At 67.9% G+C, this 25,559-nt stretch carries 22 protein-coding genes; 7 read left to right on the forward strand and 15 right to left on the reverse strand.

The window, feature by feature from the left end:
- Window positions 1-90: 90 nt before the first annotated feature.
- The 9 genes from A6745_RS05180 to A6745_RS05220 form a co-directional block, all read right to left on the reverse strand.
- A complete protein-coding gene (locus tag A6745_RS05180) occupies window positions 91-450 on the reverse strand; it encodes a RidA family protein (RefSeq protein ID WP_066124472.1) in 360 nt (119 codons plus the stop codon).
- Window positions 443-1,621 carry an NAD(P)/FAD-dependent oxidoreductase gene (locus A6745_RS05185; protein ID WP_066124473.1) on the reverse strand — a complete coding sequence of 393 codons (1,179 nt, stop codon included), beginning with the start codon at window positions 1,619-1,621 and terminating at the stop codon, window positions 443-445. Before A6745_RS05185 ends, A6745_RS05180 begins: the two co-directional genes overlap by 8 nt.
- Before the next feature lies 1 nt (window position 1,622).
- Window positions 1,623-3,059: an FAD/NAD(P)-dependent oxidoreductase gene (locus tag A6745_RS05190; protein WP_156513322.1), complete on the reverse strand. Its 1,437-nt coding sequence runs from the start codon at window positions 3,057-3,059 to the stop codon at window positions 1,623-1,625.
- A 59-nt stretch (window positions 3,060-3,118) separates the two neighbouring features.
- The gene (locus tag A6745_RS05195) at window positions 3,119-3,427 is read right to left on the reverse strand and encodes a (2Fe-2S)-binding protein (protein ID WP_066124475.1); all 309 of its coding nucleotides are present in this window, start codon (window positions 3,425-3,427) and stop codon (window positions 3,119-3,121) included.
- Complete coding sequence (locus A6745_RS05200) at window positions 3,411-4,571, reverse strand: NAD(P)/FAD-dependent oxidoreductase (RefSeq protein WP_066124477.1); 1,161 nt, start codon at window positions 4,569-4,571, stop codon at window positions 3,411-3,413. Before A6745_RS05200 ends, A6745_RS05195 begins: the two co-directional genes overlap by 17 nt.
- Window positions 4,571-5,371 (reverse strand): ABC transporter permease, encoded by an 801-nt coding sequence (locus A6745_RS05205; protein WP_066124481.1) that lies wholly within the window; start codon window positions 5,369-5,371, stop codon window positions 4,571-4,573. Before A6745_RS05205 ends, A6745_RS05200 begins: the two co-directional genes overlap by 1 nt.
- A gap of 11 nt (window positions 5,372-5,382) precedes the next feature.
- On the reverse strand, window positions 5,383-6,237 hold the full coding sequence (locus A6745_RS05210; protein WP_066124483.1) for an ABC transporter permease: 855 nt from the start codon (window positions 6,235-6,237) through the stop codon (window positions 5,383-5,385).
- Window positions 6,238-6,271: 34 nt separating this feature from the next.
- Window positions 6,272-7,321, reverse strand: coding sequence for an ABC transporter ATP-binding protein (locus A6745_RS05215; protein ID WP_066124484.1), 1,050 nt, complete (start codon window positions 7,319-7,321; stop codon window positions 6,272-6,274).
- A gap of 191 nt (window positions 7,322-7,512) precedes the next feature.
- On the reverse strand, window positions 7,513-8,544 hold the full coding sequence (locus A6745_RS05220) for an ABC transporter substrate-binding protein (RefSeq protein WP_066124486.1): 1,032 nt from the start codon (window positions 8,542-8,544) through the stop codon (window positions 7,513-7,515).
- Between the two features lie 132 nt (window positions 8,545-8,676).
- Here A6745_RS05220 and A6745_RS05225 point away from each other — a divergent pair, with 132 nt between their 5' ends.
- On the forward strand, window positions 8,677-9,489 hold the full coding sequence (locus tag A6745_RS05225) for a GntR family transcriptional regulator (RefSeq protein ID WP_066124488.1): 813 nt from the start codon (window positions 8,677-8,679) through the stop codon (window positions 9,487-9,489).
- A gap of 47 nt (window positions 9,490-9,536) precedes the next feature.
- On the opposite strand, the gene A6745_RS05230 is transcribed toward A6745_RS05225, so the two are convergent.
- From A6745_RS05230 to A6745_RS05240, 3 genes are all read right to left on the reverse strand, one after another.
- A complete protein-coding gene (locus A6745_RS05230) occupies window positions 9,537-11,231 on the reverse strand; it encodes a hydantoinase B/oxoprolinase family protein (RefSeq protein WP_066124491.1) in 1,695 nt (564 codons plus the stop codon).
- Window positions 11,224-13,278, reverse strand: a complete 2,055-nt coding sequence (locus tag A6745_RS05235; RefSeq protein ID WP_066124493.1) for a hydantoinase/oxoprolinase family protein — start codon at window positions 13,276-13,278, stop codon at window positions 11,224-11,226. The genes A6745_RS05230 and A6745_RS05235 overlap by 8 nt, the downstream gene beginning before the upstream one ends.
- A 78-nt stretch (window positions 13,279-13,356) precedes the next feature.
- Entirely contained in the window at window positions 13,357-14,340 is a 984-nt protein-coding gene (locus A6745_RS05240) for a Bug family tripartite tricarboxylate transporter substrate binding protein (RefSeq protein ID WP_066124495.1), read from the reverse strand.
- A gap of 153 nt (window positions 14,341-14,493) precedes the next feature.
- On the opposite strand from A6745_RS05240, the gene A6745_RS05245 reads away from it, so the two are divergent.
- On the forward strand, window positions 14,494-15,393 hold the full coding sequence (locus tag A6745_RS05245; protein ID WP_197488096.1) for a LysR family transcriptional regulator: 900 nt from the start codon (window positions 14,494-14,496) through the stop codon (window positions 15,391-15,393).
- Between the two features lie 101 nt (window positions 15,394-15,494).
- Here A6745_RS05245 and A6745_RS05250 read toward each other — a convergent pair whose 3' ends face one another.
- Window positions 15,495-16,658 carry an alpha-hydroxy acid oxidase gene (locus A6745_RS05250; protein ID WP_066124496.1) on the reverse strand — a complete coding sequence of 388 codons (1,164 nt, stop codon included), beginning with the start codon at window positions 16,656-16,658 and terminating at the stop codon, window positions 15,495-15,497.
- A 169-nt stretch (window positions 16,659-16,827) separates the two neighbouring features.
- Between A6745_RS05250 and A6745_RS05255 the strand changes: the two genes are divergently transcribed.
- The gene (locus tag A6745_RS05255; protein WP_066124497.1) at window positions 16,828-17,112 is read left to right on the forward strand and encodes an acylphosphatase; all 285 of its coding nucleotides are present in this window, start codon (window positions 16,828-16,830) and stop codon (window positions 17,110-17,112) included.
- 21 nt (window positions 17,113-17,133) lie between these two features.
- On the opposite strand, the gene A6745_RS05260 is transcribed toward A6745_RS05255, so the two are convergent.
- On the reverse strand, window positions 17,134-18,546 hold the full coding sequence (locus A6745_RS05260; RefSeq protein ID WP_066124499.1) for an amidase: 1,413 nt from the start codon (window positions 18,544-18,546) through the stop codon (window positions 17,134-17,136).
- 45 nt (window positions 18,547-18,591) lie between these two features.
- Complete coding sequence (locus tag A6745_RS05265; RefSeq protein ID WP_066124501.1) at window positions 18,592-19,521, reverse strand: LysR family transcriptional regulator; 930 nt, start codon at window positions 19,519-19,521, stop codon at window positions 18,592-18,594.
- A gap of 362 nt (window positions 19,522-19,883) precedes the next feature.
- Here A6745_RS05265 and A6745_RS05270 point away from each other — a divergent pair, with 362 nt between their 5' ends.
- The 4 genes from A6745_RS05270 to A6745_RS05285 all read left to right on the forward strand — a co-directional run bounded on the left by A6745_RS05270 (window position 19,884) and on the right by A6745_RS05285 (window position 25,387).
- Window positions 19,884-21,074 carry an acyl-CoA dehydrogenase family protein gene (locus A6745_RS05270; RefSeq protein WP_066124503.1) on the forward strand — a complete coding sequence of 397 codons (1,191 nt, stop codon included), beginning with the start codon at window positions 19,884-19,886 and terminating at the stop codon, window positions 21,072-21,074.
- Window positions 21,075-21,082: 8 nt separating this feature from the next.
- A complete protein-coding gene (locus tag A6745_RS05275) occupies window positions 21,083-22,207 on the forward strand; it encodes an acyl-CoA dehydrogenase family protein (RefSeq protein ID WP_066124505.1) in 1,125 nt (374 codons plus the stop codon).
- 11 nt (window positions 22,208-22,218) lie between these two features.
- Window positions 22,219-24,183, forward strand: a complete 1,965-nt coding sequence (locus A6745_RS05280) for an acyl-CoA synthetase (RefSeq protein WP_082852898.1) — start codon at window positions 22,219-22,221, stop codon at window positions 24,181-24,183.
- Between the two features lie 223 nt (window positions 24,184-24,406).
- Window positions 24,407-25,387, forward strand: coding sequence for a tripartite tricarboxylate transporter substrate binding protein (locus A6745_RS05285; RefSeq protein ID WP_066124507.1), 981 nt, complete (start codon window positions 24,407-24,409; stop codon window positions 25,385-25,387).
- Window positions 25,388-25,559: the final 172 nt, after the last annotated feature.

Genomic DNA, 25,559 nt, shown 5'->3' on the forward strand with positions numbered 1-25,559 from the left:
GTGCAAACGCCGCCCCGAAGGGCGGCGTGTCAGGCCATCCGCCGGGGCGGCCCGGCCTGGCCCGGCAGGCGCCCAGGCGAAACGGAACGGTCAGGCCGGCTTGCGGGCCGCCGTCACGATGATCTCCACCAGCAGGTCGGGCGCGGCCAGCTTGGCCTCGCACGTGGCGCGCGTGGGCATCGCGTCCTTGGGCGCCCACTCGGCCCACACCGCGTTCATGCCATCGAAGTCGCGGTCGATGTCCTTCAGCCAGATCTGCACCTGCAGCATGCGCGACTTGTCGGTGCCGGCCTGCGCCAGATAGGTGTCGATCTTGGCCAGCACGTCGCGCGTCTGCGCCTCGATGCCGCCCTCGTCGCGGGAGGTCACGCCCGCCACGTACACGGTGTCGCCGTGGATCACGATGCGGCTGAGTTTGGCGTTGGAATCCATGCGCACGATGTCATTCATGCCGTACTGCTCCTGAGAGTGAATGCGGTCTCTGCGGACCGGAAGGATGACCGGCGCGCGCGAAGCGCCCGATGCTGAAGGGTTCGATGGGCAAGCTGGCCGCGCCCTGCGTCACCAGCTCGCTCAGCAGTTGGCCCACGATCGGCCCCAGTTCGAAGCCGTGGGCGGAAAAACCGAAGGCATGAAAGGCGTGCTCGCGGCGCAGGCTCGGGCCGATGACGGGAATCTCGTCGGGCATGCAGGCCTCGATGCCGGCCCAGCCACGATTGACCACCGCGCCTTCCATGTGCGGGAACATGTCGCACACCGTGCGCGCGCCTTCGCCCAGCGAACGGAAGTCCAGTTCCGTCCATTCGCTATCGCGATCCACCCACGCGCGCCGCCCTCCGCCGATCAGCACGGTGCCGTTGCCGCGCTGCTTGAACGACAGTGGGCGTGCAGTGCCGATGACGACCGGATCCAGAAAATGCGGCATGCGCAGCGTCACCAGCATCATCGGACTGATGGCCTGCAAGGGCACGGGTTCATCCCACTGCTGCGCCACGCGGTCGGCCCACGCCCCCGCGCAGTTGATCAACGTGGGCGCGGTGCAGGTGCCCGCGTCGGTCGTCACGATCCATTGCGCGCCTTCGCGGCGCGTCTCGTGCACGCGCACGCCTTCCATGAAGCGCGCGCCCAGGCTGGCTGCCTTGCGGCGAAACGCCAGCGTGGTGCGATAGGGATCGGCCGCGGCGTCGCCCCGCGCGATGACGCCGCCGCGCACCGTCGGCGCGATGCGCGGAATCATGGCGCGCAGTTCGTCCGCGGTTATCCATTCCTCATGCGTGTAGCCGTGCGCGTGCATCGTCCGCAGGCGCTCGCGCAAGGTCGCTTCGTCGGCCTCGTCCTCGGCCACGCGCACCTGGCCATGCTGCTCGAAACCGCAGTCGTCGTCGACGAGATCGCCGATGCCATACCAAAGCTCGCGCGAGGCCAGCGCCAGCGGGATCTCGGCCAGATGCCGGGCCAGCGTGCGCACACCGCCCGCGTTCACGCCGGACGCATGCCGGCCGACGTAGTTCTTCTCGATGACCAGCACGGACACGCCCGCGCGCGCCAGGTGCAGCGCGGCCGAGCTGCCATGCAGCCCGCCGCCCACGACGATCACCTCGGCGCTGCGCGATGCGTCCATGTCACTTCTTCAGGCGGATCACGGCCTGGCGGGACGCGTCGGTCTGCGGCAAGGTGGCCAGTTCGCCCAGCGTCAACGGCTTGGTCGGGAAGCGCAGGCGGTAATAGCCCACCTCGCTGACCGGCACGCCGCGTTCGTCGGCGATCAGCTCGCTGACGGTCAGGCCGCAGAAGCGGCCCTGGCAAGGCCCCATGCCGCAGCGCAGGAAGGCCTTCATCTGGTTGGGACCCGAACAGCCCAGGGCCACCGTGTCACGCACCTGCTGCGCGGTGACTTCCTCGCAGCGGCACACGATGGTGTCGCCGGTCGGACGGCGATAGGCATCCGGCGCCTTGTACAGCGTGTCGAAGAAGGCCCGGCCGCGCGTGGCGCGCGCCAGCGCCTGGCGATGCGGCACGGCCTCGCGGTCGCGCCGCGCGGCGTCGATGCGGCCCAGCGCCTTCGCGGCATTCAGCGCGGCGATACGGCCGCGATGCTCGGCGGCCAATGCGCCCGCGATGCCCGCGCCGTCGCCCGCGATGCCGATGTCGGCCACCGAGGTCGCGCCCCATTCGTCCACCTTGGGCTGCCAGCAGTCCAGGGCCTCGTTCCACTCGTGCTCGGCGCCCACGGCGCGCGACAGGTTCACGTTGGGCACGACGCCCTGATGCAGCATCAACTGCTCGGCGGTCCGCTCGTGCTGGCGCCCGCCCGCCGTATAGCACACCGATTGCAGCTTGCCGCTGCCCACGGCCTGCAGGCCGCGCACGTCCTTGACGATGGGCACCGCGGCCTTCACCGCGCGCATCAGCTTCAGGCCCTTGCCCAGATACGGCGAGCGCAGGAAATCCCATGCGTGCGGCAGCGCCTGCGCCATGCGGCCGGCGGGCACGGTCTCCAGCAGCGCATCGATCCTGGCGCCGGCATTCAGGTACTGCCAGGCCACCAGGTACAGCAACGGGCCGCAGCCGGCCAGCACGGCGGGGCCGCTGGGCACCAGGCCCGCCGATTTCAGCAGGATCTGCGCCGCACCAGCGGTGATCACGCCGGGCAGCGTCCAGCCCGGAATGGGGAAGGGACGCTCCTGCGCGCCAGTGGCCAGCAGGATGTAGCGGGCCTCGACCATGCGGGCTTGCCCGCTTACCGAATACGCCACCTCGAAGCCCTGGGCGGGCGCCTCGGCCGTCATGCGCGACACTGCCCACACCGTGGCGCCGGGTTCGTAGCGCGCGCCGCTGGCGCGGAACGGTTCGACCAGGCTGGCGCCATGCCAGTAATCCTCGCCCAGGATGCGCTGGTCGGAAACAGGCGTCGTGGTGATGGCGCGGTAGATCTGGCCGCCCGGCGCGGGCTGCTCGTCCAGCAGCAGCGTGTCCACGCCCAGCCTGGCCGCCGTGGCGGCGGCCGCCATGCCGGCGGGGCCGGCGCCGATCACCAGCAGTTCGCAACGAGACGGGATCAATGGGCCGCCTTCATGCTGCGCACTCCGGTCTTCGCCCTTGGAGCGGTCCGGCGGGCTCATGAACGCACCTCGCGCGCGCCACGCTGGCGCTCGATCCGCATGCCTTCGCGCACCAGCGTCATGCACGCCTGGCGGTTGGGCTGGCCATCGATGATGACCAGGCAGTCATAGCAGACGCCCATCATGCAGTACGGGCCGCGCGGCACCTCGCCCACGGCCGTGTCGCGGCAGTCGGCGTGGCCGGCGGCGAACAACGCGGCGGCGACGCTGTCGCCTTGGCGGCAGCCGAGTTCGGCGCCGTCGACGGTGATGCGCACCGGCGTGCGGGCAGCCTGGTCCGCGGCCGCATCAAGCCTCTTGAACATGAAACCTCCGGGTGGAAAACGGCGCCATGTCGTCGGCCAGCGAACCGGCGGCGATCATGGGAGCAAGTTTGAGCGCATGGGCCGCGGCCAGCGTGACGCCGCTGTGGCAGGTGGCCACAAACGCGCCCGGACAGGTCTCGGACTGCTCATAAATCGGGAAACCGTCGCGCGACATCACGCGCAGCGCGGCCCACGACCGCACGACGCGCACGTCTCGCAGCGCCGGCAGGGTGCGCAGCGCGCGGTCGGCCAGCGTGCCCAGCACGTTCAGGCCGGCGATCTCGTCGGCGTAGCCGGCTTCTTCCTGCGAATCGCCGATCAGCCACGACCCTTCGTCCATCTGGCGCAGCGTGCTCAGCGGCAGCTTCAGCACGGGCCGGGTGCGCTCCAGCACGATGATCTGGCCGCGCTGCGGCCGAACCGGCAGGTCCATGCCGATCTGCTTGCCCAGCTCGGGATTGCCCAGGCCGCTGGCCAGCACGATCTGGCGGGCGCGCAAGGCGCCTTGCGGCGTGTCGACGTGGAACACCCCATCGGCGCGGCGGATGGACGTGCACTTGCGGCGCGGCAGGTAGTCGACACGGTCGCGCTTGAAGGCGGCGTGCAGCGCGCGCAGCAGCTTCAGCGGATTGGCGATGCCGTCCACCGAGGTCAGGCTGGCGCCGCGCACGTCCGGACCGATGCCGGGCATGACGTCGGCCAGTTCCTGGCGGTCCAGCATCTTCCATTCGTACTGCGGCATGCCCGGCTGCGCCTGCAGCTTGGTCATGAACGCGATGCGCGCCTCGAACTCTTCCTCCGACAACACCGGATGCAGGCCGCCGTTCTGCTCCAGCCGCACGTCCACGCCGGTCTTGTCCAGCAGCTCGGCCGCCAGTTGGGGCCACAGCGCGGCGGAGTTCATCGTCCACGAGCCATAGCGCGGCAGGCCCATGCCCTTGCTCTGCACCCACACCAGGCCGAAGTTGCCGCGCGAGGCGCGAAACGCCGTATCGCCTTCGTCCAACACCGCCACGCGCTCGACCGAGCGGCGCAGGCCGTAGGCGATGGCCGAGCCGACCAGGCCGCCGCCTATCACCACGGCATCGTAGACACCGCCCTGCGGCGCCGCGCCTCCCGAAGAGGGCACCGTCTGCTGATTCATTACCGTCCTTTTCCGACAAACAGCTTTTCCAGACCGATCACGCGGTCCAGGATGAAAATCGCGATCGCCGTCGCATAGATCAGCACCGCCGACACGGCCGTCACCAGCGGATCGATGGTGTCCTCGATGTGCAGGAAGATGCGCACCGGCAGGGTGGTGGTGGACGGCGAGGCGACGAAGATCGACATCGTCAGCTCGTCGAAGCTGGTGATGAAGGCGATCACCCAGCCGCTGATCACGCCCGGCAGCACCATGGGCAGCACCACGCGCCGGAAGGCGACCCAGCCGGACGCGCCCAACGACAGCGCCGCGCGCTCCAGCGCGGGATCGATGCCCGTGGCCGAGGCCAGCACCAGCCGCAATGCGTACGGCATGATGAGGATGACGTGCGCGATCACCAGCCCGAAGTACGTGCCCACCAGCCCGACCGTGGTGAAGAACTTCAGGAACGCCAGGCCCAGCACGACGTGCGGGATCATCAGTGGCGACATGAAGAACGCCAGCAGCGCCTCGCGGCCGGGAAAGCGGTTGCGCGCGATGGCCAGCGCGCCCGGCACGGCCAGCAGAATGGCGAGGGAGGCCGACAGCGCGCCCAGCCCCATGCTGAACCAGAACGCGTCGATGAAGCGGGGGTTGTCCAGGATGGCGCGGAACCAGCGCAGCGACAGGCCGCCGGAAGGCAGCGAAATGAAGCCTTCGGAAGTGAACGCCACCGCGCACACCATCACGATGGGCGCCAGGATGAACGCGATGAAGACCGCGTGGAACAGCAGGGCCAACGGACCGTTCTTGGAGTTCATTTTCGCCCCCCTCAGTTGAAGACCGCGTTGTAGCGGCGCTCGACCATGCGGTTCGCGGCCAGCAGCACGATGACGGTCGCCACCAGCAGCACCATCGCCAAAGCCGCGCCCAGCGGCCAGTCCAGCGTGTTCAGGAACTCGTCGTAGGCGGCGGTCGCCACCGTCTTCAGGCGGCGCCCGCCGATGATGGCCGGCGTGGCGAAGGCGCTGGCGGCCATTGCGAACACCATGATCGAGCCCGACAGGATGCCCGGCATGACTTGCGGAACGATCACGCGGCGGATCACCGTGAACTGGCTGGCGCCCAGCGACAATGCCGCCGACTCGGTGGACGGATTGACCCGCTGCAACGAGGCCCACACCGAGATCACCATGAAGGGCACCAGCACGTGCACCAGCGCGATGGCCACGCCGACGTTGCTGTACATCAGGCTGACCGGCGCCGACGCCAGGCCCAGCGCCATCAGCGCCTTGCTGATCAGTCCCGTGGAGCCGAACAGCAAGGCCCAGCCCAGCGTGCGCACCACCACCGAGATCAGCAGCGGCCCCAGCACCACCATCAGGAACAGGCCCTTCCAGGGATTGGCCATGCGCGACAGCACATAGGCCTCGGCGGTGCCCAGCACCATGCAGGCGAGGGTGACGGCGGCCGCCACGCCGAAGGTGCGCGCGTAGATCTCGTAGTAATAGCCGTCAGTCAGGATGGCGAGGTAGTTCTTGAACGTGACGGCCTCCTGGATGCCGCCATAGAAATCGAAATTGAAGAAGCTGATCAGGAAAACCAGCGCCAGCGGTACCGTCAGGAAGGTGACGTAGACGACGATGGCGGGCGCGCTGAGCACCCAGGGATTGGCGCGCTCGCTCATCGGCGGCCTCCGCGAGCCAGGCAACGAGGGGCGCTCATGCCTTGCCCTCGCCGACAGGCCGCATGTCTTGCGCGCGCCAGCGCAGATGCACCGGGCTGCCTTCCTGGGGCACCGGCACGCCGTCGTTCTGGCGGATCACCAGCACGTCGCCCACCGAGGTCTGCACCTGGCACAGCCAGTGGTTGCCCTGGAACACCCGGGCCTTCAGCGTGCCGGGCAAGGCACAGGCCGAGGGTTCCGAGAACAGGATTTTCTCGGGCCGCACGATCACCTGGCCGGCAGGCATGGCCGCGCCCTCCAGCGCGACGCGCGCCTCGCCGATGGCCGCGCGCGGCTGGCCTTCGTGCTGCACCGGCCGCGGCGTGAACAGGTTGGCCTTGCCCAGGAAGCCGCCCACGAAACGGCTGACGGGCGCTTCATAGGCCGAGAACGGATCGGCCACCTGCTCGGCGCGGCCCTGGTTCATCACCACGATACGGTCGGACAGCGCCAGCGCCTCCGATTGATCGTGCGTGACCAGGATGGTGGTGGTGCCCACCGTGCGCTGGATGCCGCGCAGTTCCAGCTGCATTTCCTCGCGCAGCTTGGCATCCAGGTTGGACAGCGGTTCGTCCAGCAGCAGCACCGCGGGCTTGATGACCAGCGCGCGGGCCAGGGCCACGCGCTGCTGCTGGCCGCCGGACATGCGGGCGGGATGGCGGTCGGCCAGGTGCGACAGGCCCACCAGTTCCAGCGCCTCGCCCACGCGCTGGGTGCGTTCGGCGCGCGGCACGTCGCGCATCTCCAGTCCGAACGAGACGTTCTCGGCGGCCGTCATGTGCGGAAACAGCGCGTAGTTCTGGAACACCATCCCCAGGCCGCGCTTGTTGGCCGGGATACGGCCCATGTCGCGGCCATCGAGCACGATGCTGCCCGCCGTGGGCTCGACGAAGCCCGCGATCATCTGCAGGGTCGTCGTCTTGCCGCACCCGGAGGGCCCCAGCAGCGAGACGAACTCGCCGCGATTCACGGACAGGCTGACCCCGTCCACGGCGACGACGTCACCGTAGCGCTTGGTCAGGCCGTTCAACACCAGATAAGTCATGTCAGCTCCGCCGGGCCGCTCCCAAGGCGCTGACGCGCCCCCTCGGGGGATGAGCCCGGACACGACTCCGTCCTTGAGGACGGTGTCGTGCCTGGCGAATCCGAGCGGCGTGCAGGCCGCGAGGTGGACAGCGAACGTAGTGAGCGTGGGGGTAGTTTCATGTCAGGATTCCAGCAGCCGGCGAAGAACGCTCAACGCTCGATCTCGCGCGTCCAGCGCTTGTTCCAGTCGTCGCGATTCTTGTTGACCGTGTCCCAATCCAGGACGATGAGCTTGGCCGCGCGCTCGCCGATCGGCATCGGCACATCGGGGTTGTCCTTGGTTTGCGCCTTCTTGTTGACCGGACCGTAACCGTAGCTGCTGCCCAGCTTGGTCTGCACCTCGGGCGTCATCAGGTATTTGATGAAAGCCTGCGCGGCGGGATTCGGCTTGTCCTTGGCGATGGGGCACACCGACGACAGCAACGCGTAGGCGCCTTCACGCGGATACACGAAACCCACCGGAAACCCCGTGTCGGCGAAAGCCTTGGCGCGGCCGCTGCCCCACACGCCGATCACGGCCTGGCCGCTGGAGAACAGCTCGGTCATCTTGCCGGGCGAGGGTTCATACACCAGCACGTTGGGGCCGACCTTGTCCTTGAAGGTCTTGAAGCCGGCGTCGACGTTCTTCTCGCTGCCGCCGCCTTCCCGGGCGTACTGCACCAGCGCATGCAGGCCATAGGTGTTGTTCAGCGGGGGAATGACCAGCAGTTGCTTGTACTTGGGATCCTTCAGGTCGTCCCACGACGTGGGCGGCGCCCACTTCTTCTCTTCGAAGAACTTCTTGTTGTACATGATGCCGGTGGCGACGATGCCCAACGCCACGGCCTTGTCGTCCTTGTACAGCGCGGTCTTGTACAGATCGTCCTTGGGCAGGCCCTGGATGGGCGCGCAGAACCCCAGCGCGATGGCCTGGTACATGGGGCCGTCATCGATGATGGCCACGTCGATCTGCTGGTTGCTCTTCTGGGCCTGCAGGCGCGCCACCGTGTTGGTGGAATTGCCCGCCACGTACTCCAGCTCGACGCCATGCTGCTTGCCGAAGGCCGGGAAGATGTCCTGACGCATGATGTCTTCGAACGAGCCGCCGTAGCCCGCCACCACCAGCTTCTGCTGGGCGTGCGCCGTCGTCGACGCCAAGGCCGCCAGCGTGGCGGCGGCAAGCACTGCAACAACCTTACCCATGGTGAACCCCCGATATTTATTGGCCGTACAATTGTCCGGACATGAATGTCCGTACAAATCATCCGGCTTTCGAGGTAAAGTCGTCAACATAGTGATGTCCCTTACTTCCCGCCCGATTTCCAGGAAAACCCCATGATCCGATCCGCGCCGTCCGAGGCCGCCGTATCCGCCCATGAGGCAGGCACGATGCTCGGCGCCGGCACGGCGGCAGAGGACAGCCGCGCGCCGCGTTACAAGGCCATCTACGAAGACCTGGCACGCGGTATCCGCGCCGGCCGCTACCCGGTGATGACCCTGCTGCCCACCGAGCATGAACTGTGCGCCCATTACGACGCCAGCCGCCATACCGTGCGCGAAGCCATCCGCCTGCTGACCGAAGCCGGCATGGTGTCGCGCCGGCCCGGCGTGGGCACGCGCGTCGAGGCCGCCAAATCGGACACGCGCCACACCCAGCGCATCTCGCAGTTCTCCGAACTGTTCCAGTACATCAAGAACGCATCGCTGCGCGTGCACGATGCGCGCATGATCAAGGCCAACGCGCGCCAGGCCACCGCGCTGGGCTGCACGCTGCGCCACGAATGGCTGTACGTGCGCGCCATCAAGCTGCTGGGCGCCAAGGCCGCTCCCGTGGCGTTCTCCGAGGCCTACATCCACCCCGACTACACCGCCATCGAGGCCGACATCGGCCGCGTGCACCTGCCGCTGTCCGGCCTGATCGAAACCCGCTACAGCCAGCGCATCCGCGAAGTCGCGCAAGAGTTCTCGGCCACGCCCATCGGCAAGGAAGTGGCCGGATTGCTGAAGGTCGCGCCCAAGACGGCGGGCCTGGTCATCACCCGCCGCTACTACGGCGAACACAGCACCCCCATGCTGGTCACGATCACCACCTTTCCGCACACCAAGATGAAGTACTCGATGTCGCTGAAGGTGGATTTGCCGGAATAAGCCTGCGCCACGCGCCGGAACGCAAGGCGCGGGCCCGCCGGGCAGGCTTACTTCGCGTAGGCCGCCGCGTGCCGCGCGCTGACCTTGCCATCCAGCATGTCGCGCTCCAGCCTGTCGCGCGGCCGCTCGGCCGGGCTGCCGTAGCCGCCGCCGCCAGGCGTCTCGATGCGCACGCTCTCGCCGGGTCCCAACGGGATGTTGGCGGTCTTGGAGAACAGCACTTCTTCCTGCGGCGTGCCGAAGTTGCGCACCAGCCGCGCGCGCCGGCCATCTCCGCCGCCCGCCACGCCGCTGGCCACGCCCACCACGTGGCTGTCCGAACGCGCCGAGAACACCACGCCAGGGCCCACCGCGCGGATCTGCTTGGCGATCGCCAGGCCGCCACGCGTACGGCCCGGGCCGCCCGAATCGGCGATCAGCGCATACTCGTCCATCAGCAGCGGATACTCGTTCTCCAGCGCCTCGACGGGCAGGTTGGACGTGTTGGTCATGTGCACGTGCACGCCATCCATGCCGTCCGCGTCGTAGCGGGCGCCGGCGCCGCCGCCCAGGGTTTCCAGGTACACGAACTGGCCCGCGCGGCTGGGCCAGCGGCCCGAGAACGTGATGGCCGGGCAGCAGTCGTTGCCCGAGGCCATGATGCGCTGCGGCGGCAGCAGGCCGCGGAAGGCGCCGAAGATCGTGCCGGCCACTTTCTGCGCGGTGATCGAACGCGCGCCCACGGCGGCGGGCGCCTCGGGGTTGGTGATGGTGCCCAGCGGCGCCGACACCGAGATCGGATCGAACAGGCCGGCGTTGGGCGCCAGATCCGGGTCCAGCAGCGCCTTCACCGCGTAGTACACGCAAGCGCGCAGGGCGTTGAAGGGCAGGTTCATGGCGCCGCGCGCCTGCTTGCCCGTCCCTTCGAAATCGAAGTGCAGCCTGCCCGCGGACACGGTCAGCGTCACCTGGATCGGCACCGGGTCGCCGCCCATGCCGTCGTCATCCAGATCGCTGCGGAACGAATAGCTGCCTTCCCGCAGTTCGGCGATGCGGTTCTGCAGGCGGCGGCGCGTGTAGGTGATCACGTCGTCCACCGAGCGCAGCACGGCCGGCAGGCCCATCTGGCGGATCAGTCCCCGCACCGCGGCCGCGCCGCGGCGGTTGGTGGCCATCTGCACGCGCAGATCCAGCACGCGTTCTTCCGGATCGCGGGTGTTCGAGCAGATGAGCCGCAGCATGTCCTCGTCCACGTCGCCATTGCGGCCGATGCGGCAGGCGGGGATGCGGATGCCTTCCTCGAAGATCGACTTCAGGCCACCGGCGATCGAGCCCGGCACCGCCCCCCCCACGTCCGAGTGGTGCGCGATGTTGGCCGCGAAGAAGCGCAGCGTGCCTTCCCAGAACACCGGCGTGACGATGTTGATGTCGGGCAGGTGGCTGCCGTCGGCCAGGTACGGGTCGTTGCAGATGTAGATGTCGCCGTCGCGGATGTCTTCGGGCTTGTAGGTCTTCAGGATGGCGCGCATCGCGCCGTCCAGCGAACCCAGGTGCAGCGGGATCTGCGTGCCCTGCGCCACCAGGCGGCCGGCGGCGTCGAACAGCGCCACCGAGCAGTCCTTGCGTTCCTTGATGTTGGTCGAGAACGAGGCTCGCACCAGAGTGTTGTTCATGTCTTCGGTGATCGACAGCAGGCGGTTGCAGAACACCTCCATGCCGATGGGGTCCGCCAGGACCGGGGCTTCCAACGTGGACTCAGCCATGCCGGCCTCCTTGCAGCAGAATGATCAGATTGCCGTATTCGTCGACGGTGACGTGCTGGCCGGGGCCGATCACCGTGGTCGAGCTCATTTCTTCCACCAGCGCCGGACCGGTGAATTTCGTGCCCGCGGGCAGCAGGTCGCGGTCGTACACCGGCGACGCCAGCCAGCCGGCGGCGGCGCCGAAGTAAGCGCGGCGCTCGCCCATGCGGGCGCGCTCCAGGCTGCCATCCACGTGGCGCGGCGCCAAGGGAGCCTTGATCACCTGGCCCACCGCCTGCAGGCGGCAGTTGATGATCTGCACGCCACGGCCGTCCACGGTGTAGCCGTACTCGCGCTCGTGCGCCTCGCCGAAGCGGCGCATGAACTCGTCGCAGCCCTGCCCGGCGCTGTCAAGCACGACCTGCACCTCGAAGTTCTGGCCTTCGTAGCGCGCGTCGATGGCCATGCGCACCTGGCGCATGGCGGGCGCCACGCGCTCGGTCTCCAGCCAGGCCTGCGCCTGCTGGTTCAACTCGCCGAACACCGCCTGCACCCTGGGCCAGCTGGCTTCGGACGCCAGCGAGATCTCGCTGCGCACGAAGTCGAACGAGATGTCGGACAGCAGGATGCCGCGCGCGCACATGGTGCCCGGCTCCTGCGGCACGATCACGCAAGGGATGCCGCATTCCTCGGCCACTTCCACCGCGTGCAGCGGACCGGCGCCGCCGTAGGCGTACAGCGCGAAATCGCTCAGGGCGTAGCCACGCTCGGTGGACACGGCGCGAATGGCGCGGCTCATGTTGGCCGCGGCGATGCGCAGGATGCCTTCGGCCGCGTCTTCCATCGACAGGCCCAGCGGCCTGGCGACCTTCTCTTGAATCACGTCGCGCGCGGCCTGCGCATGCACCGCCATGCGGCCCTTCAGCAGCGACACGGGGTTCAGCCGCTGCAGCGCGATCTCGGCGTCGGTGATGGTCGGCTCGACGCCGCCACGGCCGTAGCCCACCGGACCGGGCACCGCGCCCGCGCTGTGCGGACCCACCTTCAACGCGCCGGCATCATCCATCCAGGCGATGCTGCCGCCGCCCGCGCCGATGACGTGGATGTCGACCATCGGCGTCTTCACCGGATAGCCGGCCACGTGGCGATGCGAGGTGAACAGCGGCTGGCCGTCCACCACCAGCGACACGTCCGTGCTGGTGCCGCCCACGTCGAACGTCACCAGGTTGGGACTGCCGATCACGCGGCCCACCGCGGCCGCGCCCACCACGCCGGCCGCGGGGCCGGACAGGCAGGTGCGCACCGGATAGCGGCGCACCGTGGCGATCGACATCAGGCCGCCGTTCGAATGGATGGTGTGCGGCTCGTGCGCGATGTCCAGTTCACGGGTGCGCGCCAGGAAACGTTCCAGGTAGCGCTCCATGCGCGGGCCCACCGCGGCGTTCAGCACCGTGGTGGACAGCCGCTCGTACTCGCGGAACTCGGGCAGCACCTCGCTGGACATGCTGACGTACACGCCCGGCAGTTCCCGGGCCAGGATCTCTGCGGCGCGCCGTTCGTGCGCGGGATTGCGATAGGAATGCAGGAAGCAGATCGTCACGGCTTCGATCCCGCCCTCGGCAAAGACGCGGGCCGCGGCGCGCACCTGTGCCTCGTCCAGCTCGCGCAGCACCGCGCCCGAGGCATCGACACGCTCGTCGACCTCGATGCGGAACTGGCGCGGCACGGCCACCGGCGGCTTGCCGACGCTGTAGTCGTACAGATGCGGACGCGTCTGGCGGCCGATCTCCAGCACGTCGCGGAAACCGCGCGTGGTCAGCAGACCCACGCGCGCGCCCTTGCGCTCGATGATCAGGTTGGTCGCCACCGTGGTGCCATGGCCCACGTGCGAGACCTGGCTGGGCGAGACCTCGTGGTCGGCCAGCATGCCTGCGATGCCGTTCTGGATGGCCTCGGAGGGATCATGCGGCGTCGACGGCACTTTATGGAAGTGCACCTGCCCGGTTCCCTCGTCGATCATCGTGAAGTCGGTGAACGTGCCCCCGACGTCTATGCCTATGCGATACATGCCTGTCTTCCTATGTTGTCTTGGCCGCCCGCGCGGCCCTGTCCGGCCACGCGTGCGGGGATTCGGCGCACGCCGGGCCTAGTCCAGCTTGATGCCGGCCTTCTTGACCACGTCGCACCACTTGGACACTTCGGTCTTGATCATGTCGGTGAAGGCCGCCCCCGCCACGTCGGACACCTCGGCGCCCTGCGCCTGCAGGTAAGGCTTCATCTCGGGGCCGTGCAGCACGGACACCAGCGCATCGGTCAGCGGCTTGCGCACCGCTTCCGGCAGCTTGGCCGGGGCCAGCATGCCGAACCACACCATCGCCTCGTAGCCGGGATAGCCGGACTCGGCCACCGTCGGCACGTCGGGCAGCATCTTCGAACGCTGCGCCGACGTGACGGCCAGCGCCTTGATCTTGCCGTCCTTCACGTAGGGATACGACGTCATCACCACGTCCATCATCATGTCGACCTGGCCGCCGACCAGATCGATCAGCGCCGGACCCGAGCCGCGGTAGGGCACATGCACCATCGAGACGCCAGCGGTGGCCTTGAACAGCTCCGCCGCCAGGTGATTCGACGTGCCCTGGCCGTTCGAGGCGAACGAATACTTCTCGGGATCCTTCTTGAGCAGCGCCACGAACTGCCGCAGGTTGTCGGCCGGCACCGCCTTGTTCACCACCAGCACGTTGGGAATGGTGGCCACCACCGACAGCGGCGTGAAATCCTTGATCGGGTCGTAAGGCAGCTTCGAGTACACACAGGCCGCGCTGCCATGCGTGCTGACCGAGCCCATCAGGATGGTGTAGCCATCGGCCGGCTGGCGCGCCACGTACTCGGTGCCCACCGTGCCGCCCGCGCCCGGCCGGTTCTCCACGATGACGTTGGCGCTGAGCTTCTTGCCCAGGCCCTCGGCCACCTTGCGCGCGATCAGGTCGGTCGACCCGCCCGCGGCGAACGGCACGACGATGCGCACCACCTTGTCTTGCGGCCATGCGGCCAGGGAAGGCGCCGCCGCGGTCAACGCGACCGCTGCCGCCGCCATCCGGCATGCCGTGACGAAACGTCCTGCATTCATGTACTACCCCTTGTGTCGTTAGAACTTCTTGGTCGCCGGTCGTAGCGCCGGCATGTGTTCACTGCAACAACCTGGCCATACTAGGCCCGGGCAAGAGGAGACAGCAGCATTTCCTGTTTATAGTCACATCAATAGTATTTATGGAGGCGGGCGATGAAACACCCGGACCTGAACCTGCTGCTGCATTTCGAGGCGCTGATGAGCTGCCGCAGCCTGACCCGCGCCGCCGAGCAGCTGGGCGTCAGCCAGCCCGCGATGAGCGCCGCCCTGAATCGCCTGCGCCGCCTGTTCAACGACCCATTGCTGGTGCGCGAGGGCGGCGGCTGGCAACCGACCGAACAGGCCAACGAACTGCACCGGCGCTTCCGGCCCTTGCTGGAAGAATGGCGCCGCGCCACGCGCGAACTGGACGCCTTCGATCCCGCGCACTCGTCGCGCTCGCTGTCGCTGTACGCCACCGACTACGTGCAGTTCACGCTGCTGCCGCGCCTGTTGCCCGACCTGGCGCGCGACGCGCCGCATTTCCAGCTACGCATCGTGCCGGCCCGCCCGCAGCACGGCCTGAGCATGCTGGACACCAACCATGTGGAACTGATCGCGGGGTACTTTCCCGAGCCGTCGCCCGATCTGCGCACGCGATTCCTTTACGACGAGCCCGCCGTGTGCGTCGTGCGGGAAGGGCACCCGTGCCTGCGCAAGCGCTGGAATCTGGATGCCTACCTGAAGTACGGCCACCTGGATCTGGCCGCGCACACGCGCTTCTTCAGCAACGCGGTGGACCGCGTGCTGCTGGGCCAGAACCGCAGCCGCCACATCGTGGCCACGCTGTCGAGCTATCTGGTGTGCCCGTTCGTCATCGCACAGTCGGATCTGATCGCGACCATGCCGGAAAGCATCGCCAGGACCATGTCCACGGCGACGAAGACGGTGACGTTGAAGGTGCCGCTGGGACTGCCGAACATTGCCGTGTCGCTGTACTGGCACGAGCGGTACCAGGAAGACGCGGGGCATGCGTGGCTGCGGCAGTACATCGCGGACCGGATATCGATGTAGCGGGGCCCGCCATCCCAAATTGACCCCGCGCACCACAAGCAAAAGCGCGGCAGGCCGCCGGCCCGTCCGCGCTTCTTGCATGAAGCAACGCGATGCGCTGCCTACTCCGGATACGTGCCCGGCACCAGGATGCCGCGATCCACCTGCGACAGGTTCTTGCGGCCGCACAGCGCCATCGTCACGTCCATTTCCTTGTACAGGATCTCCAACACGCGCCGGACACCGTCCTGCCCATAGGCCCCAAGGCCATACAGGAACGCGCGGCCGATCATCGTGCCGCGCGCGCCCAGCGCGACGGCTTTCAGCACGTCCTGGCCCGAACGGATGCCGCCGTCCATCCAGACCTCGATGTTCGAGCCCGCCGCCTCGACAATGGCAGGCAGCATGCTGATGGACGACAGCGCGCCGTCCAGCTGGCGCCCGCCGTGGTTGCTGACGATCAGCGCATCCGCGCCGGTCTGCGCGGCCATGCGCGCATCCTCGGCATCCAGGATGCCCTTGAGAATGAGCTTGCCGCCCCAACGCTTCTTGATCCACTCCACGTCGTCCCAGCTCAGGCGCGGGTCGAACTGCTCGGCCGTCCACGACGACAGCGAGGACAGGTCGGTGACGCTCTTGGCATGGCCCACGATGTTGCCGAAGGTGCGGCGCGGCGTGCCCAGCATGCTCATGCACCAGCGCGGCTTGGTGGCCAGGTTGATGAGGTTGGCCAGCGTGGGCTTGGGCGGCGCGGACAGGCCGTTCTTGATGTCCTTGTGGCGCTGGCCCATGATCTGCAGATCGAGCGTCAGCACCAGCGCCGAACAATTGGCTGCCTTGGCGCGATCGATCAGGTTCTCGATGAACTCGCGGTCGCGCATCACGTACAGCTGGAACCAGAACGGCTTCTGCGTGAACCTGGCCACGTCCTCGATCGAGCAGATGCTCATCGTGGACAGCGTGAACGGCACGCCGAAATCGGAAGCCGCCTTGGCGGCCAGCATTTCGCCATCGGCATGCTGCATGCCGGTCAGGCCGGTGGGCGCCAGGGCCACCGGCATGGCCACGTGCTGGCCGGCCATCGTGGTGGCCAGCGAACGGCCGTCCATGTCGACCGCCACGCGCTGGCGCAGCTTGATCTTCTGGAAATCGGCCTCGTTGGCGCGGTAGGTGCCTTCGGTCCAGGCGCCGGAGTCGGCGTAGTCGTAGAACATGCGCGGCACGCGGCGCCTGGCGATGATCCGCAGGTCTTCGACGGTGGTGATCTTGGAGAGATTCTGGCTCATGTTATTGGGATCGTGATGGCCGTGAATTCGAATGATGGTGACGGCATGCCGCGCCCCTGCGCGCAAGCGGGGCCCAGTATACGCCCGGCCCCGGCGGCATCATCGGCCGGTCCCTATAATCGGCGCAGGGCGGCCATGCCTCCGCCGCTCGCAGGATAAGGACAGACTCATGCAACAGCCCCCCCTCGAAACCGTACTCGTCTCCATCCGGGGCAAGGTCCAGGGCGTCGGCTATCGCCACGCCACCGTGCGCCGCGCCCACATGCTGGGCGTGACCGGCTGGGTGCAGAACCTGGAGGACGGCACGGTCGAAGCCCTGGTGCAGGGCTCGCCCGACCAGGTCGACCACATGCTGGAATGGCTGCGCCGCGGCCCGCCCGCGGCCGTGGTGACCGACCTGCAGACCCAGCGCGACTTCAGCGAGAAACGCTACGGGCGCTTCGAACAGCTGTAACCCGCGCGGCAGCGGGTGCGATCAAAGCGTCGGCGCCTGCTTCCAGAACTGCGTGGCCTGCTCGAAGGCATGCGCCATCTGCAGCACGCTCCATTCGTCGCGGTAGCGGCCCACGATCTGCAGGCCCACCGGCAAACCCGACGCCGTGAAACCGGCGGGCACCGAGATCGCGGGATGGCCGGTCAGCGACACGTAGTACGCCGAGCGCATCCAGTCGATGTAGTTCAGCATCGGCATGTTGTCGATGGCCAGCGGGTACTCTTCGTCCACCAGGAACGGCGCCACCTGGCTGACCGGACCGATGATGAAGTCGTAATCCTGCATGAAGGCGTGCATGCGCTCGAACAAGGCGGCGCGCTCGCGTTCGGCATGCACCAGGCGCTCGGCCGGCTGCGACCAGCCCAGCTCGGTGTTCCAGATCACCGTCTGCTTCACTTTGTCGTGGTACTGGCGCACCGTGTCGCCCTGGCCGATGGCGAACTGCTGCGCGCGCAGGGCCTGGAAGGCCCCGTCCGCGTCGCCGAAATCCGGGCACGCCTCTTGCACCACGCAGCCGAGCTTCCTGAATACCTCGATCTGCGCCTGCAAGGCCTGCACCACCGCGGGCTCGACCGGCAGACCATCCCAGTCCATCGTCACCGCCACGCGCACGCCACGGAAGTCGCGTTCCAGCGGTTCGAGGAAGCGGCGCGGATCCTGTTCGATGGCCAGCGGATCGCGCGCGTCCGGACCGGCCAGCGCGGCCAGCATCAGGGCCACGTCGCCCACGGTGCGCGCCATGGGGCCGGCCACCGTCAGCGTGCTGTACGGCGCGGCCGTCGGCACGTTGGGCACCCGGCCGGGCGACGGCCGCAGCCCCACCACGTTGCAGAAGCCCGCGGGATTGCGCAGCGAACCGCCCATGTCCGTGCCGTCCGCCAGGGGCAGCATGCGGGTGGCCAGCGCCGCGGCCGCGCCCCCGCTGCTGCCGCCCGAGGTGCGGTTGCGGTCGTAGGGATTGCGCGTGGCGCCGAACACCGTGTTGAACGTGTGCGAACCCGCGCCGAACTCCGGCAGGTTGGTCTTGCCCAGCGTGATGGCGCCGGCGGCGCGCTGGCGCTCGACCGGCAGGCTGTCGCGCGTGGGCACGAAATCGCGGAACACCGGCGACCCATACGTGGTGCGCATGCCGGCGGTCAGGAAGCTGTCCTTGTGCGCCACGGGCAGGCCGTGCAAGAGGCCCAGCGGCTTGCCCGCGGCCTGAGCCTCATCGGCCCGCGCGGCCTGTTTCAGCGCGCCCTCGGCATCCAGCGTGACGATGGCGTTGACCTTGGGATTCCACTGCTCGATGCGGGCCAGGTGGGCCTGCACGACGTCGCGCGCGCTCAGATGGCCCGCGGCGATCTCGGCACGCATCTGCAGCGCGGTCATCTCGCAGATCGAGGTGGAATCCATGGGCAAATCTCCTTGTTGCGGGTTCAGCGGCACTATACGCCGGGTCTATGCGCCGGGCTTGCCGTCCACGCCCATGCCCCGGACATCGCGCGCGCACTCCTGCAGATACTCGATCATCGTGGCGATGGCGCGCGGGTGATGGCGGTTCGGCATGTACAGCATGAACATGCCGCGGCCGTAGATGCTCAGGTGCCAATCCCGCAGCACCCGCACGATATCCCCGCGAGCCAGGTCGTCGTCGATCACGTAATCCGGCAGCAAGCCTATGCCCAACCCCTCCAGCACCCCCTGGCGCAGGAAAGGGTAATCGCGCGAGCCGAGCGCGGGCGCCTCCAGCGTGACCTGGTTGCGCCGGCCATCGGCATCATAGGCCGACAGGCGCGTCGGGCGGCCGATCACGGCGGCGTAGAGCATCGGCGCCTCGCGCAGGTCGTCCGGATGCGCGGGTAGCGCCTGCGTGGCGGCGTACTGGCGCGACACGCAGGCGTAGTAGCGGATCGTGCCCAGCTCGCGCGCCACCAGCATCGGCGGGGGTTCGGACATGATGCGCACGGCGATGTCCACCTCGTCGCGCACCAGATCGTCCACGCTGTTGTTGAACAGCACGTCCAGCCGGATGCCCGGATAGCGGCGCTTGAACGCCATCAGCCAGGGCGCCATCACGAAATGCCCGTAGCCGCTGGGCACGCTCAGGCGCACGCGGCCCTGCAGCGTATTGCCCAGCGTCTGCACCGATTCGCGCGCGGCCGACAGCTCGTCCTGGATGCTGCGGCCGTGCCGATACAGCGTCAGGCCAAGCTCGGTGGGCTCGACACGGCGCGTGGTGCGCCGCACCAACTGCATGCCGACCGAGCGCTCCAGCTGGCTCAGGTGATAGCTGACGTTGGCCCGCGTCATCTTGAGCCGGCGGGCGGCTTCACTCAGGTTGCCGGCATCGAGAATCTCGACCAGCAGGGTCAGCGACTTCAGGTCCATGGCGTTGCTGTGCTGCAGCGTGGCTGTGCAGTGTCAAAATTTCCTGTACAGATTGTCAATCGAATGGGGGATTGTCAAGGAAGGCTTGCTGGCAAAGAATCTGCTTTGCCTGCTTGCCTGGCGGTCTCGGATCGATCGCGGCCAGGGAACAGCAGTTCAGACATGACGAGTACCGGCGCCACGGCAACCGGTCCACCAGGAGACAAGTGCTTGCAGACGACCCCGCGTCCGCACGGCCGGCGCACCGTTGCGCACGGCCCATCCCCCGCCCGGCTCGCCCTGCGCGCCCTTTTGCGCTCCCCGCGTGATCCGGCCGTCCGGCTCCTTCGCAACGCCTCCTTCTTTTTCCCTGGAATGCATTCATGGACCTGAACTTCAGCCCTGAAGAACTGGCCTTTCGCGACGACGTGCGCGATTTCCTGCGCCAGCGCCTGACACCCGAGCTGGCCGCCAAAGTGCGCGCCGGCAAGCACCTGAGCAAGGCCGAGATGGAAGGCTGGCATGCCGAGCTGCACGCACGCGGCTGGCTGGCCAGCCACTGGCCCGAGCAATACGGCGGCACCGGCTGGAGCGCCGCGCAGAAATACCTGTTCGACCATGAGTGCGCCCTGGCCGGCGCGCCGCGCATCGTGCCCTTCGGCGTCAGCATGCTGGGACCCGTGCTGATCAAGTACGGCAACGAGGCCCAGAAACGCCATTGGCTGCCGCGCATCCTGGATGGTTCGGACTGGTGGTGCCAGGGCTATTCCGAACCCGGCGCGGGCTCGGACCTGGCCTCGCTGCAGACGCGCGCCGTGCGCCAGGGCAACGAATACATCGTCAACGGCCAGAAGACCTGGACCACGCTGGGCCAGCACGCCAACATGATCTTCTGCCTGGTGCGCACCGCAAGCGATGGCCGGCCGCAGGAAGGCATCAGCTTCCTGCTGATCGACATGACCACGCCCGGCATCGAGTTGCGCCCCATCCGCACGCTGGATGGCGATCACGAAGTCAACGAGGTCTTCTTCTCGGACGTGCGCGTGCCGGTGGAAAACCTGGTGGGCGAAGAGAACCGCGGCTGGACCTGCGCCAAGTACCTGCTGACCTACGAGCGCACCAACATCGCGGGCGTGGGCCTGTCGTATGCGGCGCTGGCCGAGTTGAAAGAAGCCGCCTCGAAGGCCGTGCGCAACGGCCGCCCCCTGACCGAAGACCCGCTGTACGCCGCGCGCCTGGCCCGCGTCGAGATCGACCTGGACAACATGCGCACCACCAACCTGCGCGTGATCGCGGCCTCCGAACACGGCGCGCCGGGCGCCGAAAGCTCGATGCTGAAGATACGCGGCACGCAGATCCGCCAGGAGATCTCGTCGCTGATGCGCCGCGCCGCCGGCCCGCATGGCCGCGCGCACGATCCGCGCATGCTGGAGGCAGGCGATGCGTTGGGCTTCGGACCGGAGGGCACCGAAGGCTCGGCCGCGCGCTACTTCAACCTGCGCAAGCTGTCGATCTTCGGCGGCTCCAACGAGATCCAGCGCAACATCATCTCGAAAATGATCCTGGGACTATAGGCGGACACATGGACCTGCAGCACACCGAAGACCGCCGCATGCTGGCGGACATGCTGGGCCGCTTCATCGGCGAGCAGCACGATGCGGCGGCGCGCCTGCGCATCGCATACTCCGATGCGGGACACGATCCCCTGTTGTGGAAGCGATTCGCCGAACAGGGCGCCATCGCGGCCTTGTTTGGCGAGGCCGCCGGAGGACTGGGCGGCACGGCGTTCGACATCACCGTGGTGTTCGAAGCGCTGGGCAGGGGACTGGTGGCCGAGCCGTTTCTCGGCACCTTGATGGCGGGCAGCGTGTTGGCCGGGGCGGGCGATGCGCACCTCGGCGTGCTGGGCCGCATGATCGCGGGCGAAGAGATCGCCGTGCTGGCGCATGAAGAGACGGGCGGCTATGCGCCGGACCACGTGGCGACCCGCGCGCATGCCGAGGGCCGGGAATGGGTGCTGGACGGCGGCAAGGCCATGGTGCCGTGCGCCAACACGGCGGGGCATTTCATCATCTCGGCAAGCCATGCCGACGCGGGCAAGGACCGCATCCAGTTGTTCCTGGTGCCGCGCGATGCCGCCGGACTGACGATGCGGGATTGCGGCTCCGTCGACGGCGGCAGGGTGGCCGACCTGACGCTGCGCGGCGTTCGCGTGCCGGCGGCGTCGGTGCTGGGCCAAGCAGGCGCCGGCGCCGCGCTGCTCGAGCAGGCGTTGGGGCGTGGCGTGCTGGCCCTGTGCGCGGAGGCGGTCGGCATCATGGACGTCATCCGCGACACCACATTGGACTACCTGCGCACGCGCCGCCAGTTCGGCACCGTGATCGGCCAGTTCCAGGCCTTGCAGCATCGCATGACCGAACTGGTCATCGAGATCGAGCAGGCGCGCTCGGCCGTCATCAATGCGGCGGCGGCCGTGGATGATGAGACAGATCGCCTGGCGCGCGAACGTGCGCTGGCCGCGGCCAAGTACACGATCGGCCGCGTGGGCGCGCTGGTGGCGGAAGAAACCATCCAGCTGCATGGCGGCATCGGCATGACGTGGGAATTGCCCCTGGCCCATTACGCCAAGCGGCTGGTGATGATCGATCATCAACTGGGCGACGAAGACGAACATCTGGCGCGATACATCGCGCTGGGCCGGGGATAGGAGTCCGCATCATGAACGCCGCAGCCTGGCCCGATGACGCCGCCGCCGCCCAGCGGGCCTTTCGCGCGGGTCCGCCGGTGCGCAGCCTGGCGGACGTGCGCCGCCTGGAGGAACGTCCGCTCGATCAAGCCGTCACCGCGAGCAGCACCTACGAGATCTTCCGCAACGCCGCCGCGGCCTTTGGACACAAGCGGGCGCTGACGTTCCTGCACACTGCCGAGCCAGGCGCCGCGTCTTCGTCGTTGAGCTATGTCGAGTTGCTGCAAGGCATCCATCGCACCGCGAATGCCCTGCATGCGTTGGGAGTGGGTGCGCGCGACAGCGTGGCGATCATGCTGCCGGGTTGCCTGGAATATCACCTGGCGTTGTGGGGAGGCGAGGCGGCGGGCATCGTACAGCCGCTCAATCCCATGCTGAACGAAGACAAGCTCGCGGCCCTGCTGAATGCGACGGGCGCCGTGGCGATGATCGCGTACGGCAGCGACAGGGAATCGGGGATCTGGTCGAAGGCGTTGCGGTTGGCGAAGGTGGTACCGACGTTGCGGGTGGTGCTGCGGGTCAGGCCGGTCGATGAGTCGAACCTGACCGGCGAAACCCCGTCCCCCGAGGCCGACTCATCCCGCCACACGGTTCGCATGTTGGACTTCGAGGCGGCGTTGGCATCGCAGCCCCACGATCATCTGCTCAGCGGCCGTGTTCCCCGACCCACTGACATCGCCTCCTATTTCCACACCGGTGGCACCACCGGCGCGCCCAAACTCGCCATCCACACGCACGCCAACCAGGTTTTCACCGCATGGGCTGGCATGCAGTTGCAAGGCGCAGGCCCGAGCGACGTCGTCATCAACGGCTACCCGCTCTTTCACGTGGCGGGCGTGCTGCCATCCTCGCTGGCCGCGCTGTCGGCAGGCGCCGAGATCGTCATCCCGACCACGGCCTTGATGCGCAACCGCGACATCATCCGCAACTACTGGCGCCTGGTCGAGCACCATCGCGCCACCTCGCTGCAAGGCGTGCCCACCGTGCTGGCGGCCCTGGCGGAAGTACCGTTGGATGGCGCCGACATTTCATCGCTGCGCTATTGCCGCACCGGCGCCGCGCTGCTGCCGCCCGAGCTGGCCGCGCGCTTCGAACGGCAGTTCGGCCTGCACGTGCACGAAAGCCTGGGCATGACCGAGATGGCCGGCATCTCCAGCATCACGCCGCCCGGCGTCATCGGTCCCGTGGGTTGCGTCGGCTTCCCCCTGCCCTATGCCCGCATGCGCATCGTCGCGCTGGACAGCCTGGACGGCAACGGCCGCGACCTGCCCGTGGGCGAGGTCGGCATGGTGCTGTTCCGCTCGCCCAACGTCTTTCCCGGCTATCTCGATGCCGCCGACACCGCCGATGCCTTCACCGAGGACGGCTGGCTCATCACCGGCGACATCGGCCTGGTCGACGAAGCAGGCCGCCTGCACCTGAAGGGCCGCGCCAAGGACCTGATCATCCGCAGCGGCCACAACATCGATCCCAAGGCCATCGAGGATGCCTTGGGCGGGCACCCCGCCGTGCGGCTGTGCGCGGCGGTGGGCGCTCCCGACGCGTACGCGGGCGAGCTGCCCGTGGCGTATGCCGTGCTGGCCGAGGGCGTCGAGGTCAGCGAGACCGAACTGCTGGCCTACGCCGCGAGCCATGTCGAAGAGGCGCCCGCGCGGCCCAAGCGCATCACCATCCTGCCCACCCTGCCGACCACCAACGTGGGCAAGATCTACAAGCCGGAACTGCGCAGGCTGGCGGCCGAAGCGGCGGTGATGGCAGAAGCGCAACGCCTGTGGCTGGCCGCTGGAGAAACCGGCGTGCCGCCGTTGAAGATATGGGCGGAATCGGCCTCGGTCGTATCCGTGACATCACAGGGCGCTATCAATCCAGCATCGTACGAATCGCTGCGCCAGGGCCTGCAACGCCTGCCGCTGGATATCCGGTTTCGCGATGCTTGAGCAGGGCAGGACGGATGGGAAGCGCACGGCGAGGCGCGCCCTACCCGCGTGCAGGAAAGGAGGAAGGGCGGCCCGACGCCCTATCGCCACGATTGCCGCATGCAGTGCGCAGTATCGCTGTGACGCATCGCTGTGCAACGGCGGCGTCGCGGCAAGAGAGCAATATCGATCGCCCAGGAAGCGACAGCACAAACCAACGATAAGACCGAAGGAGACAACCATCATGACCCAGCCGTTCACCCGGCGCGCCTGCCTGCTTGCGATGGCTGGCGTGGCGCTAGGCGCCGCCTTGCCCGCCGCATACGCTGCCGACACCTACCCCAGCAAACCCATCACCCTGATCGTGCCCTGGCCCGCGGGCGGCTCCACCGACCGGCACCTGCGCGCCCTGGCGCACATCGCCGGCAAGCACCTGGGCCAACCCGTCATCGTCGAGAACCGCCCCGGGGCCGGCGGCACGCTCGGCCCCAGCAGCATGGCGATGACGGCCAAGCCCGATGGCTACACCATTTCGCAATACCCCCTGGGCCTGCTGCGCATGCCGCACATGCAGAAAGTGAAGTGGCATCCCATCGACGACTTCACCTTCATCATGGGCCTGTCGGGCTATACCTTCGGCCTGACGGTGCGCAGCGATTCGCCCTTCAAGACCTTCGACCAGTACATCCAGGCCGCGCGCGACAAGCCGGGCAGCGTCAACTACGGCTCGACCGGCACGGGCTCGTCGCCGCACCTGTTCATGGAAGAGGTCGCCATCAACGCCAAGGTGCGGCTGGAGCACATTCCCTTCAAGGGCAGCGCCGAACTGCAGCAGGCCTTGCTGGGCGGGCACATCATGGCGCAGAGCGATGCGGCGGGCTGGGACAAGTTCGTGGACGGCGGGCAGATGCGCCTGCTGGTCACCTTCGGCGAGAAGCGCACCCAGCGCTGGCCGGATGTGCCCACGGCCAAGGAGCTGGGCTATGGCGTGGTGTCGACGTCGCCTTACGGATTGGCGGGGCCCAAGGGCATGGACCCGAAGGTGGTGAAGATCCTGCACGACGCGTTCAAGCAGGCGCTGCTGGATCCGGAAAGCGTGGAGATCATGCGGCAGCTGAACCAGGAGGCGGCCTACAGCACGGGCGCGGATTTCAAGGCCTGGGCCAGCGAGACCTTCGTGAAGGACAAGGCGATGATCGAGAAGCTGGGATTGGCGGCGAAGTGATGGGATGATGCCTGGCGGGCGAATCACGCTGCCCGATACCGAGTGCCCGGACGACGATGCCGTCCGGGCATTTTTCTTTTTCAGGCGTGTTTTATTCTCGGTATGTCGTTGGCTATCGGCGTATGACATGCGGGGCTCTTCCCGATATATATCGGATCGGGAAACTTCAATC

This window comes from Bordetella ansorpii (assembly GCF_900078705.1).
Lineage (GTDB): Bacteria > Pseudomonadota > Gammaproteobacteria > Burkholderiales > Burkholderiaceae_B > Bordetella > Bordetella ansorpii_A.